The sequence below is a fragment of the Aquimarina sediminis genome, assembly GCF_002895435.1.
GTDB classification, from domain to species: Bacteria; Bacteroidota; Bacteroidia; order Flavobacteriales; family Flavobacteriaceae; genus Aquimarina; species Aquimarina sediminis.
Genome location: NZ_POYJ01000002.1, coordinates 81,627 through 98,386 on the forward strand (window position 1 = coordinate 81,627; position 16,760 = coordinate 98,386).

At 34.1% G+C, this 16,760-nt stretch carries 12 protein-coding genes; 4 read left to right on the plus strand and 8 right to left on the minus strand.

Features of this window, described 5'->3' with window-relative positions; translation table 11 throughout:
- Positions 1-1,342: 1,342 nt before the first annotated feature.
- Positions 1,343-4,552 (plus strand): M14 family zinc carboxypeptidase, encoded by a 3,210-nt coding sequence (locus C1X07_RS04845; RefSeq protein WP_103068865.1) that lies wholly within the window; start codon positions 1,343-1,345, stop codon positions 4,550-4,552.
- Positions 4,553-4,807: 255 nt separating this feature from the next.
- Positions 4,808-5,416 (plus strand): hypothetical protein, encoded by a 609-nt coding sequence (locus tag C1X07_RS04850; RefSeq protein ID WP_103068866.1) that lies wholly within the window; start codon positions 4,808-4,810, stop codon positions 5,414-5,416.
- Positions 5,417-5,542: 126 nt separating this feature from the next.
- On the opposite strand, the gene C1X07_RS04855 is transcribed toward C1X07_RS04850, so the two are convergent.
- From C1X07_RS04855 to hemB, 8 genes are all read right to left on the minus strand, one after another.
- Positions 5,543-6,256 (minus strand): 3'-5' exonuclease, encoded by a 714-nt coding sequence (locus C1X07_RS04855; RefSeq protein WP_103068867.1) that lies wholly within the window; start codon positions 6,254-6,256, stop codon positions 5,543-5,545.
- The gene (locus C1X07_RS04860) at positions 6,246-7,412 is read right to left on the minus strand and encodes a serine hydrolase domain-containing protein (RefSeq protein ID WP_103068868.1); all 1,167 of its coding nucleotides are present in this window, start codon (positions 7,410-7,412) and stop codon (positions 6,246-6,248) included. The genes C1X07_RS04855 and C1X07_RS04860 overlap by 11 nt, the downstream gene beginning before the upstream one ends.
- 135 nt (positions 7,413-7,547) lie before the next feature.
- Positions 7,548-8,027: a methylated-DNA--[protein]-cysteine S-methyltransferase gene (locus C1X07_RS04865; RefSeq protein WP_103068869.1), complete on the minus strand. Its 480-nt coding sequence runs from the start codon at positions 8,025-8,027 to the stop codon at positions 7,548-7,550.
- A complete protein-coding gene (locus C1X07_RS04870) occupies positions 8,024-9,112 on the minus strand; it encodes a CNNM domain-containing protein (RefSeq protein ID WP_103068870.1) in 1,089 nt (362 codons plus the stop codon). Before C1X07_RS04870 ends, C1X07_RS04865 begins: the two co-directional genes overlap by 4 nt.
- Before the next feature lie 158 nt (positions 9,113-9,270).
- On the minus strand, positions 9,271-9,786 hold the full coding sequence (locus C1X07_RS04875; RefSeq protein ID WP_103068871.1) for a DinB family protein: 516 nt from the start codon (positions 9,784-9,786) through the stop codon (positions 9,271-9,273).
- Positions 9,786-10,187, minus strand: coding sequence for a c-type cytochrome (locus C1X07_RS04880; protein WP_103068872.1), 402 nt, complete (start codon positions 10,185-10,187; stop codon positions 9,786-9,788). Before C1X07_RS04880 ends, C1X07_RS04875 begins: the two co-directional genes overlap by 1 nt.
- Before the next feature lie 13 nt (positions 10,188-10,200).
- A complete protein-coding gene (locus tag C1X07_RS04885; protein WP_103068873.1) occupies positions 10,201-10,587 on the minus strand; it encodes a tellurite resistance TerB family protein in 387 nt (128 codons plus the stop codon).
- Positions 10,588-10,810: 223 nt separating this feature from the next.
- A complete protein-coding gene (hemB, locus tag C1X07_RS04890) occupies positions 10,811-11,785 on the minus strand; it encodes a porphobilinogen synthase (protein ID WP_103069590.1) in 975 nt (324 codons plus the stop codon).
- 174 nt (positions 11,786-11,959) lie between these two features.
- On the opposite strand from hemB, the gene C1X07_RS04895 reads away from it, so the two are divergent.
- Both C1X07_RS04895 and C1X07_RS04900 read left to right on the plus strand, forming a co-directional pair.
- Positions 11,960-12,850, plus strand: a complete 891-nt coding sequence (locus tag C1X07_RS04895) for an ABC transporter ATP-binding protein (protein ID WP_103068874.1) — start codon at positions 11,960-11,962, stop codon at positions 12,848-12,850.
- A gap of 87 nt (positions 12,851-12,937) precedes the next feature.
- Positions 12,938-16,540 carry an ABC transporter permease/M1 family aminopeptidase gene (locus C1X07_RS04900; protein ID WP_103068875.1) on the plus strand — a complete coding sequence of 1,201 codons (3,603 nt, stop codon included), beginning with the start codon at positions 12,938-12,940 and terminating at the stop codon, positions 16,538-16,540.
- The last annotated feature ends 220 nt before the right edge of the window (positions 16,541-16,760 follow it).

The window sequence follows — 16,760 nt, forward strand, 5'->3', positions numbered from 1 at the left end:
AGAAAGAGGATTTTTTTTGAATCTATTCTGTATTTAATAGTAGTTTTATTGTTACATCTTTAAAGTTCTGTTTCTATACTCATTCCCTTAGAAACACTAAAACAAAAAGCGGAAATTTCCCTAAAAAAGTTTTTCAAAACCACTTAAAAACCTTCTTTGTATTATTAATACAACCTTTTGTGTTGTTACTTTTACGTTTCATGTAATCCCACTAAAACATAAACTATTACTAAGATAATTTTACCTCAGACATAATAAAAACTCAATTACAAAAGACGAAAAGGCAAGGTTGTTTGTTCTAATTGTCTTTCAAGCTTACTTTTCTAGTCTTAACTAAAAAAGAAAAAATGAATAATTATCTAAAGATTTAGGTATTTTCTCCTGCACATTTTTCTTCTTCTTAAACTGTTATTTCGGGAATTGAACAGATCTGAAAAAAGAAAAATGTGTAAAAGCTCTGATCTTTGAAGAGAACTAAGAAATTTAGTTTATTGGGTTATTCTTTATTTCTGTTATACTAAATGAAACGACAGAAACCAGAAAATTAGTTCAAATCAGATAAATCAGAGTTAAAAAGCCCCGTTATTCATAAAGCGGGGTTTTTCTTATCTTTCAAACAATTCAATATTTTAATAGTAAAATCATCTGGATAGCACACCAGAAAAACCACAACAACACAAAGGCATAACCATTATCACAACACTAATACATTGTTAAAAACCAACATTTTATCATTAAAAAAATGTATTTCGCACTTCAAATAATACATTTCACACTTCCAAAATAGCTCTACATGTAATACAGCTAAAATCTCATGATTTATTAAGATAAATTTACAATTGCTTAACGCAAACTCACTTAACAAGACAAGAAGTAGGGCTAAATGTCGATATTCACTTTAGCATTTGGTCTTATTTTTCTTGTCAAATTACACATGCAAACCGAACCTATTTTGTATTTCAACACTTCACCCTTAACATCTCAAAAACAATTATTTACACACTAATTATTGGGTTTATATGGATTATTAAAATATCTTTATATGATATTAAAAACACACAATAAAACTCAACGTAATGAAAAATTTTAGCAAGAGGTTTTCTCTCCAATCAATGTATCTTTTCTTATTCAATTTCTCTCTAAAAAAAGAAAAGCAGTACCCTCCCCCTTTATAACTCATATAATTCATATTTAATTCTTAGATATTAACAACCTGTTTATATCTGACGAGGCTAATCCAAGGAAATACGCTTTTCTTCAACGAACATAAGTGTATTTCACAGATCGTCTATGCTATCATTTATAAAAAGCGTATAAAAACTAACTCTTAAAAACACAAACGATGAAAACTAACATTAATCTCCAAAAATCTCATACCCCATGGATATTCATTATTTTCTTTATATGTAATGTCATTTTAACCCAAGCTCAAGAAAAATTCTATCGAGTTATTTTTGACACAAACAAAATTCAATTAGAGACTCTTCAGGCAAAAGGGCTCGAAGTTGATCATTTTCACTATGAAAACGGAAAAGTCACTGCAGAAATTTCTCATAGCGATCTCAAATTATTGAGGAAAAGCAACATCAAATACAAAGTAAAAATTCGTAATCTTGCCAAAAAAATTCCCAGAATCAATAAAAGGATTAACAAAAGTAATGCACGGAAATCTGGGAATATCGATTCACAATTAGTTCCTTCTCCCAGTAATTTTACTTTAGGTAGTATGGGTGGGTTTCATACCCATGATGAGGCTATTGCTGCTTTGGACAAAATGAGACAATTATACCCTCAATTAATCACCGCTAAGTCGTCTATTGGCACAAGCACACAAGACAGATCAATTTATATGGTCAAAATAAGTGATAATGCAGACACTGATGAAAACGAAGACGAAATGCTATACACTTCTATACATCACGCCAGAGAACCTGTAGGGCTTTCGCAAAATCTTTTTTATATGTGGTATCTATTAGAGAATTATAATTCTGATCCGGAAATAAAAATATTAGTTGATAATACAGAATTGTATTTTGTCCCTATTATTAATCCTGATGGTTATATCTATAACCAACAAACCAATCCTAATGGTGGTGGATACTGGAGAAAAAACAGACGTAACAATGGTGGAACATATGGAGTTGATCTCAATCGTAATTACGGTTACCAATGGGCTGCTCCAGGTGGATCATCTTCTAACCCAGGTAGTGACTCCTATCATGGAACATCAAAGTTTTCTGAGCCAGAAACACAAGCTATGCGAGATTTTGTAAATCAGCATAATTTTGTAGCAGCTCTAAACTATCATTCTTTTAGCAATCTTTTAATCCATCCCTGGGGATACAAAGCCAATACCTTTACTCCTGATCAGAATACATTTGTAAAAACTTGCACCTATATGACAGAAGAGAATTCGTATGTATACGGTACTCCAAATCAAACTGTAGGATATACAGCTGGTGGAAGCTCTGATGATTGGATGTACGGAGAACAGAGTTCTAAACCCAAGATTTTTGCTATGACTCCAGAAGTAGGATCTTCGAATGATGGATTCTGGCCTGCTTCTAGTAGGATTATACCACTTTGTAACGAGGTATATCCTTTTAATATCAAGATACTACGAATGGCTACAAAATACGCAAAAGTAACTCCCGACAATGCAAACCAAACGATAACAACTACGTCTGGAACAATAGGATATTCTATCAAAAGATTTAGTCTTGCTCAAGCCAACTGGACTGTTAGTTTATCTTCAAACTCTTCATATATATCTTCTCTGGGTCAGCCAAAACAATACACTAATTTAACTCTTTTAGGAACTGATACCGGAGCCATTGATTTTCAATTAAAAACTACTACACCAACAGGAACTCAAGTCCCTATAACTATTACTGTACATAATGGTACCTGGGAATATACCACAAACGTTACTATTACTTATAATGGTGGATCAAACACTTGTACCGCTATAGTACCCACGGGAGTAACTTCTTCTAATATATCCGCCAATGCAGCAACGATCAACTGGAACACAGTATCTAATGCAATTTATGATCTACGGTATCGCCAAATCGGAACTTCTTCTTGGGTTACTTCTTCTGAAAACGGAACTTCTAAAACTATTTCTGGTTTAACAGCTTCAACCTCTTATGAGGTACAGGTAAGGAGTAAATGTGCAGATGGAACTACTTCTAATTATAGTAGTTCTGCAAACTTTACAACTACCGGTGATAATCCAATAACCTACTGCCCATCGAACGGAAAAACGACTTCTGATGAATATATAGGTAAAGTAGTTCTAGGAACTATCAATAAAACATCTGCTGCAGGAGCTGGTGGGTATAGTGATTTTACAGCAGAATCTACCAATCTCACTAAAGGAGATTCCAACACTATAACCATTACCCCAACATGGACAGGAACTCGATACAATGAAGGGTATTCTGTATGGGTTGATTACAATCAAGATGGTGATTTTGCTGATACAGGAGAACAAGTATGGACAAAAGCCGCCTCTAAAACTACTCCTGTAAGTGGTAACTTTTCTGTACCAGCCAATGCCAAAGAAGGAAACACCAGAATGAGAGTATCTATGAAGTATAATGGAATCCCAACTCCTTGTGAATCTTTTCAGTATGGTGAGGTAGAAGATTATACTGTTGTAATCGGTGGATCTGGTGGTGGAGACAATCAAGCTCCTTCTATCCCTACTGGAGTAACGGCCACTAATATTGCAGAAACATCACTTACACTATCCTGGAACGCATCATCGGATAATGTAGCTGTAACTGGATATGATATCTATAATGGAAATACCGTTGTAACTTCTGTTTCGGGGACAACTGCTAACATTACTGGCTTAACAGCGAATACAGCTTATCAGTTTAGTATCAAAGCCAAAGATGCAGCAGGAAACGTATCTGCAGCAAGTACTGTGGTTAATGTTACTACTATAGGAGGACCTAGCAGCTTTGATGTAAAATTGCGGATTACTTTTGACAGGTATCCAGAAGAAACCAGTTGGGAAATCAAAAACTCAAACAATCAAATAGTGCATTCTGGAGGAACCTATGGATCTCAGCCAGATAATTCGACTATTAACATCACTAAAACTTTAGATGCCGGATGCTATACTTTAGTGTTTAAGGATACATATGGTGATGGTATTTGTTGTAGTTACGGTAATGGTTCTTATGAACTAACCAATGTAGCTACCAGTACAATCTTAGCTTCTGGAGGATCTTTTACATCTCTAGACACCAAAAACTTCTGTGTAGGAACAACCTCAAACAAGTTTAATGATGAGTTAAAAACCGATACGAAAAGTCCGGACTTTTTAATTTACCCGAGTCCTGCAAAAGATTTTATCATAATCCAAATGAATAATGCTAATGATTCAACCTATAGGATAGTAAATCAAATTGGGAAAGAAGTAAGAAAAGGGAACACTTCTGACAGGAAAATAGAATTAAAAGGGTTGTCGTCTGGGGTATACTTTATTTCTGTTTCAACAGGTGCTAAAACCCTAACTAAAAAATTCATTTTACGATAATTTAATCTCATATTCTGTTTTAAAACATGATATACAGCCCCATCTACTCCCTAGGTGGGGCTTTTATAACATCTAAAAATAATTTTGCTTAAAAACATTTGTTCATATCTATAGAATCAGTATCTTAGTTATGTTACTTCGTAGACACTTTCCCTTCCGTCATATTTATGTTAACTATGTAATAGGATTTGTTTTCTTTTATCATATTATGCGTTTTTTAACCAACTATGTATTCTACATAAAAAAACTAAAAAAATGATCACACCACCTATAGAAAAGCTACTTACCGTAATGGATCAAAAAGGGTATCGGGTATACAATACTCCAACGGTAGATTGGAACCTTAATATTGTAGGGATTCGGAATAAAAGCCTTGTTCCAGACAAATTTGACGACACCTTGATCATTTTTCATAATTTTATGGATCATTGGTATATTACCTATTATCCTATCACTACAGATCCTAGTGTCTTTTATCTAAAAAAACCACTAAATTCTAAAGGAACTGCTATCCTACTTGAGGGTCAATATAAGGGTGTGTATAAGATTGACAAACATAATAATAGATATTATGCTCTTTGCCAAAGATTAGGAGATGTTTCTGTCTATAGAGATAACGACAAAAATGGCACTTTAGCATTACAGCCCGAAACCATACAAACTGGAAGTTTTGGCATAAATATTCATAAAGGACCAAAAAACGGAAATTGGGGCACTGATAACAATCCGGCTTACTCAGCAGGTTGTCAAGTATTTGCAGACTCAAGACATTTTAATGAATTTATGAATACTTGCAAGAATGGTAAAAAAGCTTTTGGAAACAAATTTACCTATACCCTTCTTAATGAAAAAGATCTGGAATAAAGAACTATTACCCCCATCTTCAACTTGACTTCGTATACATTACGTCAAAATCAGAAGCCTTATGGAATAAGAAAGGACATGCTTCCTTTCTTTTCCATTGTAAGATCATTTTTTTTCATTATTAGATTATACAGAAATAACTTCATCTTCCTGTAGCAATTCCTCTTGTCTCAAACGAAGCAAAATCTGCGCAACAGCAACAGTATCCTTCTCACAATAGATAATAATACGATCGATATCTTCTTCTTCATAAAAAACATCACGCACCTGACTCCCATCAATATCATCCTTTGGCGAAGGGATTCCTAAAATGTTAGTCAGTAGTTTTAAAGAGGTATAATGCTTATAATCTCCAAATTTCCATAAATCTAATGTATCTAGATGAGCTACTTCCCATGGTTTTTTCCCAAATAAATTAAGCTTGTTAGGTAATGCTATGTTATGAATAATCATCCTACGGGCGATATAGGGAAAATCAAATTCTTTTCCATTATGTGCACAAAGTAAGTGATGTGGTCTGTTATAATGTGTTTCAATGAGGTTTTTAAAATCTAGTAATAGTTGCTCTTCTTCTCCATAAAAAGAAGTTGTTCTAAAAGATCTGATTTCTCCTTTAAAGGTAAAATACCCAACCGATATGCATACAATTTTTCCAAATTCTGCCCATATTCCTGCTCGCTCATAAAACTCTTGGGGAGAAAATTCTTCTTTGCGCTGATATTTGGTCTTTTCAGCCCATAAATATTTTGTTTCTTCATCTAGGTTTTCAAAATCCTTATGTTCAGGAACTGTTTCTATATCCAGAAACAGAATATGTTCTAAATTAAGTTTAAGAAGCATTTTTTAACATTTTATAGGCTTCTTCAATATATACATAAAAATCCTCTGTAAAGGGTTTCCCAGGCACAAAACTACCTCGATTATGACCCAATCGTACAATCATGATATCATCTTCGGGGATACAAATTACATATTGCCCCAAAATACCTCTCATGGCAAATATTTTCTTACCCAAATGATTCGATAGCCAAAATCCGTACCCATATTCAGGATCTTCTTCAAATCTTGGTTTTGTTGCCATTTCAGTAAATTCTGCAGGCAATAATTGCTCTCCTGCAAAGACACCTTTATTTTTAAATAGCATCCCAAAGCGTGCAAAATCTCTTGCATTACTCGTTATACAACAATATGCTTTTTCCATTCCACTATCACTACTATCCAGTTGCCACATTGCCGGTTTATGCATTCCCAAAGGTTTCCAAAAGCTTTGGCTTAGATACGATGATAAACTTTGCCCGGTTGCTTTCTCGATCACCATACCCAAGAGTTGAGTATTCCCGCTTAAATACTCAAATCTTTGCCCTGGTTCTTTAATAACATCCAACCCTAACATTACATCCCTGATATTAGGATCATAATATGCTCTAGCTGTAATAGAAAATGGGCTGGTATAATGCTCTGTCCAATTGAGTCCAGATGACATAGAGGAGAGATCTCCTACAGTTGTCTTTGCTGCCAAACCTTTAGAAAATTCTGGTAAAAAATCTCCAACTGGCTGATTCAGGTTTTTTATATGCCCATCCATTATGGCTTTTCCTAACAAACCTGTTACTATACTTTTTGCCATAGAAAAAGAATTGGTCTTAGAATCTGCATCAAATCCTTCGGCATAATTCTCATACCATATGCTATCATTCTTAACAATCATAAATGCTACCGTACCTAATTGTTCATTAACCGCATTGAGTCTTTCTGTAGATTGTACCTTGTTATATGCTTGATGAGTTGCCCAGGCAATTGTCCCATTCCCTTTTTCTACGGTACGGTTATCAAAATAAGAGTAGTCATCAATGTATGCTGTAGTATGCCCTGTCATATACACTACTCTAACTCCTTTGAGGATATAATCATAATCAAAAATATACAACAATGCCACACAGAGTAAAATAACAGTGAGGAGTCCTTTAATAAATTTTTTGAGTATACGTTTTATCATTTCTGTAGAAATTATGTTGGTATGAAAGTATAATACTGGTTTAGCTAATGTATGAAATTTAAAAACATTTTCTAACCTCAGAAATCGACCTATAAAATTTTAAAAAATTACATAGATCAAAATGACAAAAATTCCTTAAAATAGAGACTGTTGTTTTACAGGATTCTCATGATTAAGTAACCATTTTTTTCTCCATAGCCCACCTGCATAACCGGTTAAAGAGCCATCACTACCAATAACTCGATGACAAGGTACAATAATCCATAATGGGTTCTTCCCATTAGCACTCGCTGCTGCACGTATTGTTTTTGGATCTCCTAATCTTTTGGCAATATCAAGATAGGATACTGTTTTACCAAACGGGATTTTGAGCAACTCATTCCATACTCTTTTCTGAAAATCGGTTCCAGAAGGGTTTAAGGTAAGGTCAAAATCGGTACGCCTACCTTTAAAGTATTCATTAAGTTGGGAAACCGCTTTTTGCAAGTGTTCTGGAATCTCTGTAGAGGGAGTATGTTTTGATTCTTTGGTAACAGAAACACTTGTAATGCCATTTTTATCACCGGATATAGTGGCAATTCCTAGTGGGGTTTCTATACATACCTCATCAATCATTCTTCGGTCTTACCTTCTTCTATTATCCCCAGACGTCTTGCCCGGTTTTCCCAATTTTTACGTGCCAGATCCTGCATATTAGTATCAGTATCACTTTCATCAACGATTTCTAATCCTAGTAGTGTTTCTATGACATCTTCCATAGTTACCAAACCACTTACCGATCCATATTCATCAACTACCAATGCCACATGTTCCTTTTGTTCTACTAGTTTTTCGAATAGGTTTGGCACTGCAACATTACGATCTACTACAAATATTTGTCGTTTAAGATCTCCTAGAATTTTACCATGATGATCTTCTGCCATTTCTTTATACACATCATCCTTGAGGACATATCCGCTAATGTGATCAGGGTTATCCTTATATACAGGTATTCTGGAGAATCGTAATTTTTTATTCGCTTCAAAAAACTCAGCAATATTTTCATCCTCAGAAGCTAGTTTGAGTACGCTTCTAGGGGTCATAATATCTTTGGCCAAAACGGCTTTAAAGTTTAAGAGATTCTTAATTACTGTGGATTCTGACTCTTCAAAAACTCCTTCTTCATGAGCGATATCAGCCATAGCCGTAAAATCTTCTCTACTTAATACAGAACCATGATGTCCTTTGCCCCCAATAAGTTTGGTTGTAAGACGTAGTATCCATAGAATCCCTGTGTATTTTAACGGAGCTATTAGGATAACCAATGCTTTTGATGTAAAATTTGCTAATTGTTTCCAGAAGGTAGCCCCAATAGTTTTAGGGATAATTTCGGACAATACCAGGATCAGCAATGTCATAATAGTGGATACTATACCCACCATATTTACTCCCAATATTTCTACTTTATAAGGCAACTGCTCTGCTTGTACTCCAACCAAAATTGCTCCTACTGTATGTGCAATGGTGTTTAGTGTAAGGATAGCAATCAAAGGTTGATCTACATCTTTTTTTAAATTTTCTAATGTGGTGGCATATGCCTTTCCTTCTTTCTTTTTAACATTAATAAATGTTGGTGTTACACTTAGCAATACTGCTTCTAGTATTGAGCATAAAAAGGAAAAGAAAATAGAAAGTACTGCGTAAATTATTAGTAAGGTCATTTTGTCTAAAATATGGTACTAAAGTACGGATTTTTGAAATGTATTTTTAATATGATAGATTAATAAAAGAGATCTTGGATATAAAATTTTTATGTTAGCATAATTACACCTCTTTTATTTGTCAGGAATTAAACCAAAATCCTTCCTGCTCAGAACAATTACCATCCCACATACCGAGGTGGTTTAATATTATTTAGGTTTAGGTATACTATTAATTGTCCTCTATGATGAGTCACATGATCTTGTAACAGATTAAGGATTTGAAGTTTTGATTTTCTGCCTGCAAAAAAATCCACCTTCAACTGTAAATCATTATCATTTGCATTTTTAACTTGGGCATAAACCTTATCAAAAGCCTTATTTAATACTGTAATGATTTCTGCCTTAGCTTCAGGAAGGCTCTCTTTTATTTTTTCTCTATCAAACTTTTTTTCAGAAAAATAAGTAGTACCCAGCCATAACATATTTTCACGAATGTGGAATAATTGATCTTTAAAGCTCATTTCTCTGGGTGTAGGTTTATATTCAAAGTTTTCTTCAGGCATCTGTTCTACAATATTTAGCAGATATTCCTTAGAGTTTTTCCATTTTTCGAGGAAAGCTGTCTTAGGGGTGAGTTGTTGTGACATCACTACTCCTGAGACTAAAAAAAATAATATAAATATTCTATTCATTATTTGGTGTTATCGGTGCTTACTTTGTTCATATATGTAACTACCGCCTTAAGCTCTTCTTCTGTAAATGTTTTGATAATCGAAAAATTAGTTTTCATTACTGAATAGGTTTCTGGATCTACGATGGGTCCAGTTTCTTGTTTTAAGAATGCTATTAAATCTGCATCTTTAGCCTTATAAATTTTCATGATTTCTTCAACTCCAGGGCCAATAGATTTTTTATTGATTTTGTGACAAGAGTAGCATCTTCCTTTTCCATTAAAAACCTTCTTTCCCAAATCATATGGAGATATTTTTTCCTTCTTTACCCCTATTTTAACCTCTTCTTTTTCTTTTTTTTCAGATTGACAACTTGTAGAAAGCAGTACTATTCCAGCAAGGAGTAAAACTATTTTTTGCATATATAATTAGGTATTAGCTATATTTTTCTTTTATTTTTTCGATATCATTTTTAAATCGTTGCAGCAAATCACCAGAAAAATTAGTAATCATTTTTTCTTCTTTCACATCCATTCCTTCACTTGCATCAGCAATTTTTGCCAATGCATACATCATAAAATCATATTCTTCATCAGGACCGTTGTCAGAAAATACTTCGATAACTTTTTTATACAAGGTTTCGATATTATTTTGATGCTTATTTTCATAATCAAAAGACCATTTTATTGCTGCTGCCTTTGGATGTCCTTTCAATATTTCTTCGAGCGTTTCTACCTCTTCTTTCTGTATAACACCATCACTCATTGCAACAACATATAATAGCTCTCCAAATGTCTGATATAATCGATCTCTACTCACCATGCCCTTATGATTTAAGTTTATAAATTCACTATCGTTTTAGTTACAGTTCCTATATATCAATGTAAGTTTGTTGAAAAATGTTACCTTTTATTTTTCAGATTACCTTGACGACCTCATCAAAAAAGAGACACAATCTCTGTTACTAAATATTATTCGTATTGAATTTACAAAAATTAAATCTATTCTCCATTTTTATACCTGACACTAATTTTGGTATAAAAAATTACCCTAAAAGTTTTACTACATCTTTAGCAAAATAACTGGCGATAATTTGTGCTCCGGATCTTTTAAATGCCATTATCTGCTCTAACATTACAGTATCGTGATCTAGCCATCCTTTTTCGGCTGCAGCTTTTAACATAGCATATTCGCCACTTACCTGATATACTGCAACAGGTACATCTACTGCATCTCTTACATCTCTTACAATATCCAGATAACATAATCCAGGTTTTACCATCACAATATCCGCGCCTTCATCAATATCCATTAATGTCTCTTTAATTGCTTCATCGCGATTAGCAAAATCCATCTGATATGTTTTCTTATCTCCAAATCCAGGAGCAGAATCCAGTGCATCTCTAAAAGGACCATAAAATGCCGAAGCATATTTGGCACTATAGCTCATAATGCCGATGTTCTTAAAATTCTCTTTTTCAAGAAGTTCTCGTATTGCCAAAATTCGACCATCCATCATATCACTTGGCGCTACAAAATCAGCCCCAGCTTGCGCATGAGACAAAGCCATTTCTGCCAACACCTTACATGTATCATCATTAATGATTTGACCATTTTCTACAATCCCATCATGACCATAAGAAGAATAAGGATCCAAAGCAACATCAGTCATAACCAACATATCGGGAGTTGCTTCTTTTACAGTTTTAATCGCTCGTTGCATCAATCCAACAGAATTTATCGCTTCGGTACCTTTATTATCCTTAAGATCATCAGGCACCTTGACAAAAAGTAATACTGATTTTAGACCTAAAGACCAAAGCTCCCTGACCTCATTACCCAAAAGATCTAAGCTATATCTGTAATAGCCAGGCATAGAGGATATTTCTTCTTTTATATTTTTCCCCTCTACTACAAATATCGGGACCAAAAAATCATTGGGTGTAATTGTATGTTCTCTAACCAAAGAACGAATAGCATCATTGGTTCTTAATCTCCTGTTTCGGCGAAGTTGTTGCATTCCTTTAAATAAAAAATTGATCCCTGCAAAGATACTCATATATCTATTAGCATAGATCATTAATAATTATGCAGCTAAAGGTAAATTGACTAAAAAAATATATCAAATTATGTAACAAAACCTTAACAAATTCTACTAACATTGCAATATCTAATGTTGCAAATTTTAAAAAGTATGCTTACCATAAAGAATCTCAATAAAACATACCCCAACGGAACGCAAGCGTTGAATAATGTTAATCTAACTTTAGAAAACGGGATGTTTGGGCTATTAGGTCCCAATGGTGCTGGTAAATCTTCATTAATGAGAACCATTGCCACCTTGCAATTAGCCGACACGGGTACAATAGAATTTGATGGTATTGATGTTTTTAAACAACCAGGAGAGCTACGAAAAGTTTTAGGGTATCTTCCACAGGATTTTGGAGTATACCCAAAAGTTTCTGCCGAGATGATGTTAAATCATATTGCAAAAGTAAAAGGAGTTACCAATAGTCAGGAGCGTAAAGGCTACGTCGCGGATCTATTAAATAAAGTAAATCTTTATAAATTCAGAAATCGTAATCTGGGAGATTACTCGGGGGGGATGCGCCAACGTTTTGGAATCGCACAAGCGCTGCTAGGTAATCCAAAACTAATTATTGTAGATGAACCCACAGCAGGATTAGATCCTTTGGAGCGTAACCGTTTTCATAATCTACTAAGTGAACTAGGTGAAAATGCAGTAGTTATTCTAAGTACTCATATTGTGGATGATGTTACCAATTTATGCCAAAATATGGCTGTATTCAACGAAGGTAAAATACTGGTGCAAGGTAACCCGCAAGTGTTATCAGATACGCTTAATGGCAAAGTATACAAAAAACATATTGACAGATCAGAATTAGGTAGCTACGAAAACGAGTTTACCATATTATCTAATTACCTTAGAGGAGGTCAGTTTTATGTTAATATCTATAGCGACACTAATCCGGGAGAAGGGTTTGAGCAAGTAAATAATGATCTCGAAGATTTCTATTTCTACTGTATTAACAAAAAAGAAGAACAGGAAGAGGCTACTATATGAAATAAGCATACATAAGAGTTTCAAAACCAAATTGAAATAATTATGATGCAATTATCACCTCACCTCCAAAACAATAAATACAATTTGATGAAAGAAATATTCATATTCGAATTACAATATCGATTAAAAAGACCAGCTACCTGGATATATATGACATTGGGGTTAGCAATTGCACTTTTGATCGCTATCCTACAGAGATCATCGACAGCAGAATTCGTAAATAGCCCTGATACTATTACTGGTTTAATGGGCAGGATCTCGATTATATCCATTTTCTTTTATGCGGCTATTATGGGTGTTCCTATATTTAGAGATCAGGATCACAAAACTGCACAAACCTATTTTACATTTCCGATTGCTCAAAAATCATATGTGCTGGGTCGGTTTTTAGGAAGTTTTACTATCGTTACTCTTCTTAACGTTTTTATTGTTCTAGGAGCCATTATAGGATTTGGGATCGGTGAATTTTTGGCTCGCCCGGATTATGGAGATTATGACACCTTTACACTATCCTCATATATATTACCTTTTATATTTCTGTTACAAATTAATGCATTACTGGTAGGTTCCCTATTTTTCTGTTTAATGGCTTTTTTTAAAAAAATGCCTATTATTTATCTGGGAGGTATCTGCCTGTTTTTGCTAAACACATTGTCACAAAGCCTTCTGGGAGATATCGACAACCAATGGCTAAGTGTATACCTAGATCCTTTTGGATCACAAGCTTATCGTTTTATCAAAAAATACTGGTCTATCAATGAGCTTAATACAAATCAACTGCCAATCTATGGTAAGTTTTTACTTAATAGAATGTTATGGTTAGCTGTAGGTATAGTATTGTTCTTGGTGACTTTATTTAGATTTGACTATAAAAAGTTTTTACGTTCTGGTAAAAAAGAAAAAAAGACAAGTAATGATCTATACAAACCATCTTTTGTGACCTCTATAACTCAGGTTTTTTCTAAAAAAACACAAAGAGAAAATCTCCTTTCTCTTAGTAAGATTGAGTTTTTATCTATAATAAAAGATCCTGTATTTGTTATTCTTTTAATCATAGGAGTCATTATTGGTATAGTTGTTCTTTTTCTTGCCAATGAAACTTACGGTACACCTAATTTGCCATTAACCCGATACGTAGCTGTTTTTGTTTCTGGAGGAATCTCCTTGCTATCTGTCATTATATTAGTAATTTACTCTGGTGAGGCAGTACATAGAACTAGGAAAAATAAGACATTTGTATTTTATGACGCATTACCAATCAGTAATACCAGCTTATACTTTTCCAAAATTATTTCTTTACTCGGAATCTCAATAATACTTGCTCTGGCAAATATTGTAATTGGTGTTTTATTTCAGACTTTTACTGGTTATTTCACTTATGAACTGGATACATATCTTATCTATAGTTTTGGATTAATACTTCCTGGTTTTATAATAACAGTTTTCCTTGCTTTTTTTGTTCATGTATTAGTCAACAATAAGTTTTTAGGTCATTTTATTGTCATCCTTATTCATATAGGGCTGCCTTTATTAATTACACTGGCTTTTAAAAGTGATAATCCGATGTTGATTTATGGAGCTACACCACCATTTTTCTTAAGTGATCTTAATGGTTTTGGGCACTACCTTACTGGTATAACCTGGTTAAATCTCTATTGGATCCTAATGATGAGTATTCTCGTGGTTATCGGAAAATTATTCTGGACCAGAGGTTTCTTTTCTACAGCCAAAGAGAGGTTAGCACTGGCAAAGCAGCGATTTACTCCCAAAACTATGATAGGTCTTACTTTGGTTGTATTAGCCTTTGTATCTGTTGCAGGGTATAGCTATTATAACCTTATGGTTCTTAATTCTATAGTCGATGGAAACCAGTCTGAGAAAATACAAGCCGAAGCCGAAAAAAAATACGCAAAATACATTGGCAAAGCACATTCGCAAGTCACTGATCTAAAAGCTTATATCGATGTTTTTCCTCAAGAACGTAATGTAAAAGCCAAAGGAGAATATAAAATCATTAACAATAACAACACTCCCATAGATACTTTATTGCTCGAAGTACAGTATCCAACAAGTGACACCAAGCTAAAAAAAGTACTTTATAACGGCACTGAACTCATCCCTGTAGTTACAGATCCTGTATACAGAATGTTTTTTTATAAACTACCTAAAGCAATGCAACCTAATGAAAAGGCAAATTTAACCATAGAAGTATTCGCAGAAACCAAAGGTTTTGCCAATAGTAGAGAAACAGAAGTATTGTATAATGGTTCTTTTTTTAACAGTACGCTATTTCCTAGATTTCACTATGATAGAAGTCTCATAGAAAATGGAGTTCGAATAAAACATGGTTTAGAAAAATTGGACTATCTCTACCCCCCTCGCACGGATACTATTGCAGTAAAGAAAAACTTATTTAACGAAGATGCCAATTATATTAATTTTGAAGCTGTCGTAAGTACTAGCGCAGATCAAACTGCTCTGGCTCCTGGTAAACTAGTTAAAAAATGGCAAGAAGAAGATAGAGCCTATTATCATTATAAATTAGAATCCCAGACTGATCTTTTCTTTAATGTGGTATCGGCAACCTATGATGTAGAAAAATCCAGCTGGACTGCCCCGAGTGGCAAAAAAGTAGACCTAGAGATTTATCATTCACCAAAGCATAAACGTAATTTGTCCTATTTTAAAGATGGGTTAGTAGCTGGATTAGAGTATTGTTCTAAGAATTTTTATGAGTATCCAAATTCTGTGATCAGGATTGTAGAGTTCCCTGCACATGCTACTTTTGCACAGTCATTTGTAACTACCATTCCTTATTCTGAAGATTTTGGGTTTGCCGCCAACTTTGATAAGGTCGAAGATTTTAACTACGCCTTTAGGGTTACCACCCACGAGGTAGCACACCAATGGTGGGGACATCTCGTTACCCCCAGTAAAACATCTGGAGCCAATATTATTTCTGAAACTCTTGCAGAATACACCTCCCTTATGACTATGAAACATCAATACGGGGAGAATGGGATCAAAACTTTCCTTAAATATTCGTTGGATGAATACTTAAGAAGCAGAGCCTTTAGTTTTAAACCCGAACGCTCCTTAATCAATGTAGAAGTTGGTCAACATATATGGTACAGAAAAGGATCTATGGTAATGTATGAACTTCAGGATCTTATTGGCGAAGACAAGATGAATACTGCGCTAAGAGGTTTTATGAAAGAATATAAAAATTTTGAAAAAGGAGTCTATCCTACATCAGAAGATCTCTATAATGCAATCTACGCAGCAACCCCAGATTCACTACAATACGCAGTCGAAGATGGCTTTAAGAAAATAGCTCTTTATGAAAATAGAGTTATCAAAGCTAAAACCAAAAAATTGGATACTAGCAAATACGAAACGACATTTACGCTGGATTCAAAAAAAATCTATTACGACGATAATGGTAAAGAAGAACGAACAGATCATACCACCAATTATATCGAAATTGGATTATTCGGTGAAGATATTATAGACGAACAAGAAGTTCCTCTTAAAAACCCATATTATCTAGAGAGAAAATGGCTTACCCCTGGTGAAAACACTTTTACTATAATTACAGATAAAAAACCCATAAAAGCTGGTATTGATCCCTATAATAAACTTATCGACAGAAACTCTGACGATAATCTTAAATCTATAGAGGAAGATTAGATTTATCTTTTTGGGGTCATTTCTAAAACCACGATCAAGAAGCGCTATTTTGATTGTGGTTTTTTGTTTACAAATTTCTATTCGTTAGAAACATGCAAAACTGCTGAGTATTTCAATCCAATATTTATCAGATTATACCATTACTTAAGAATAATCCAAAGAAAAGCCTTGAAGAAACTAGTTCTCAAGGCTTTGTTGCAAAGCTCCCTTTCCCATAAGA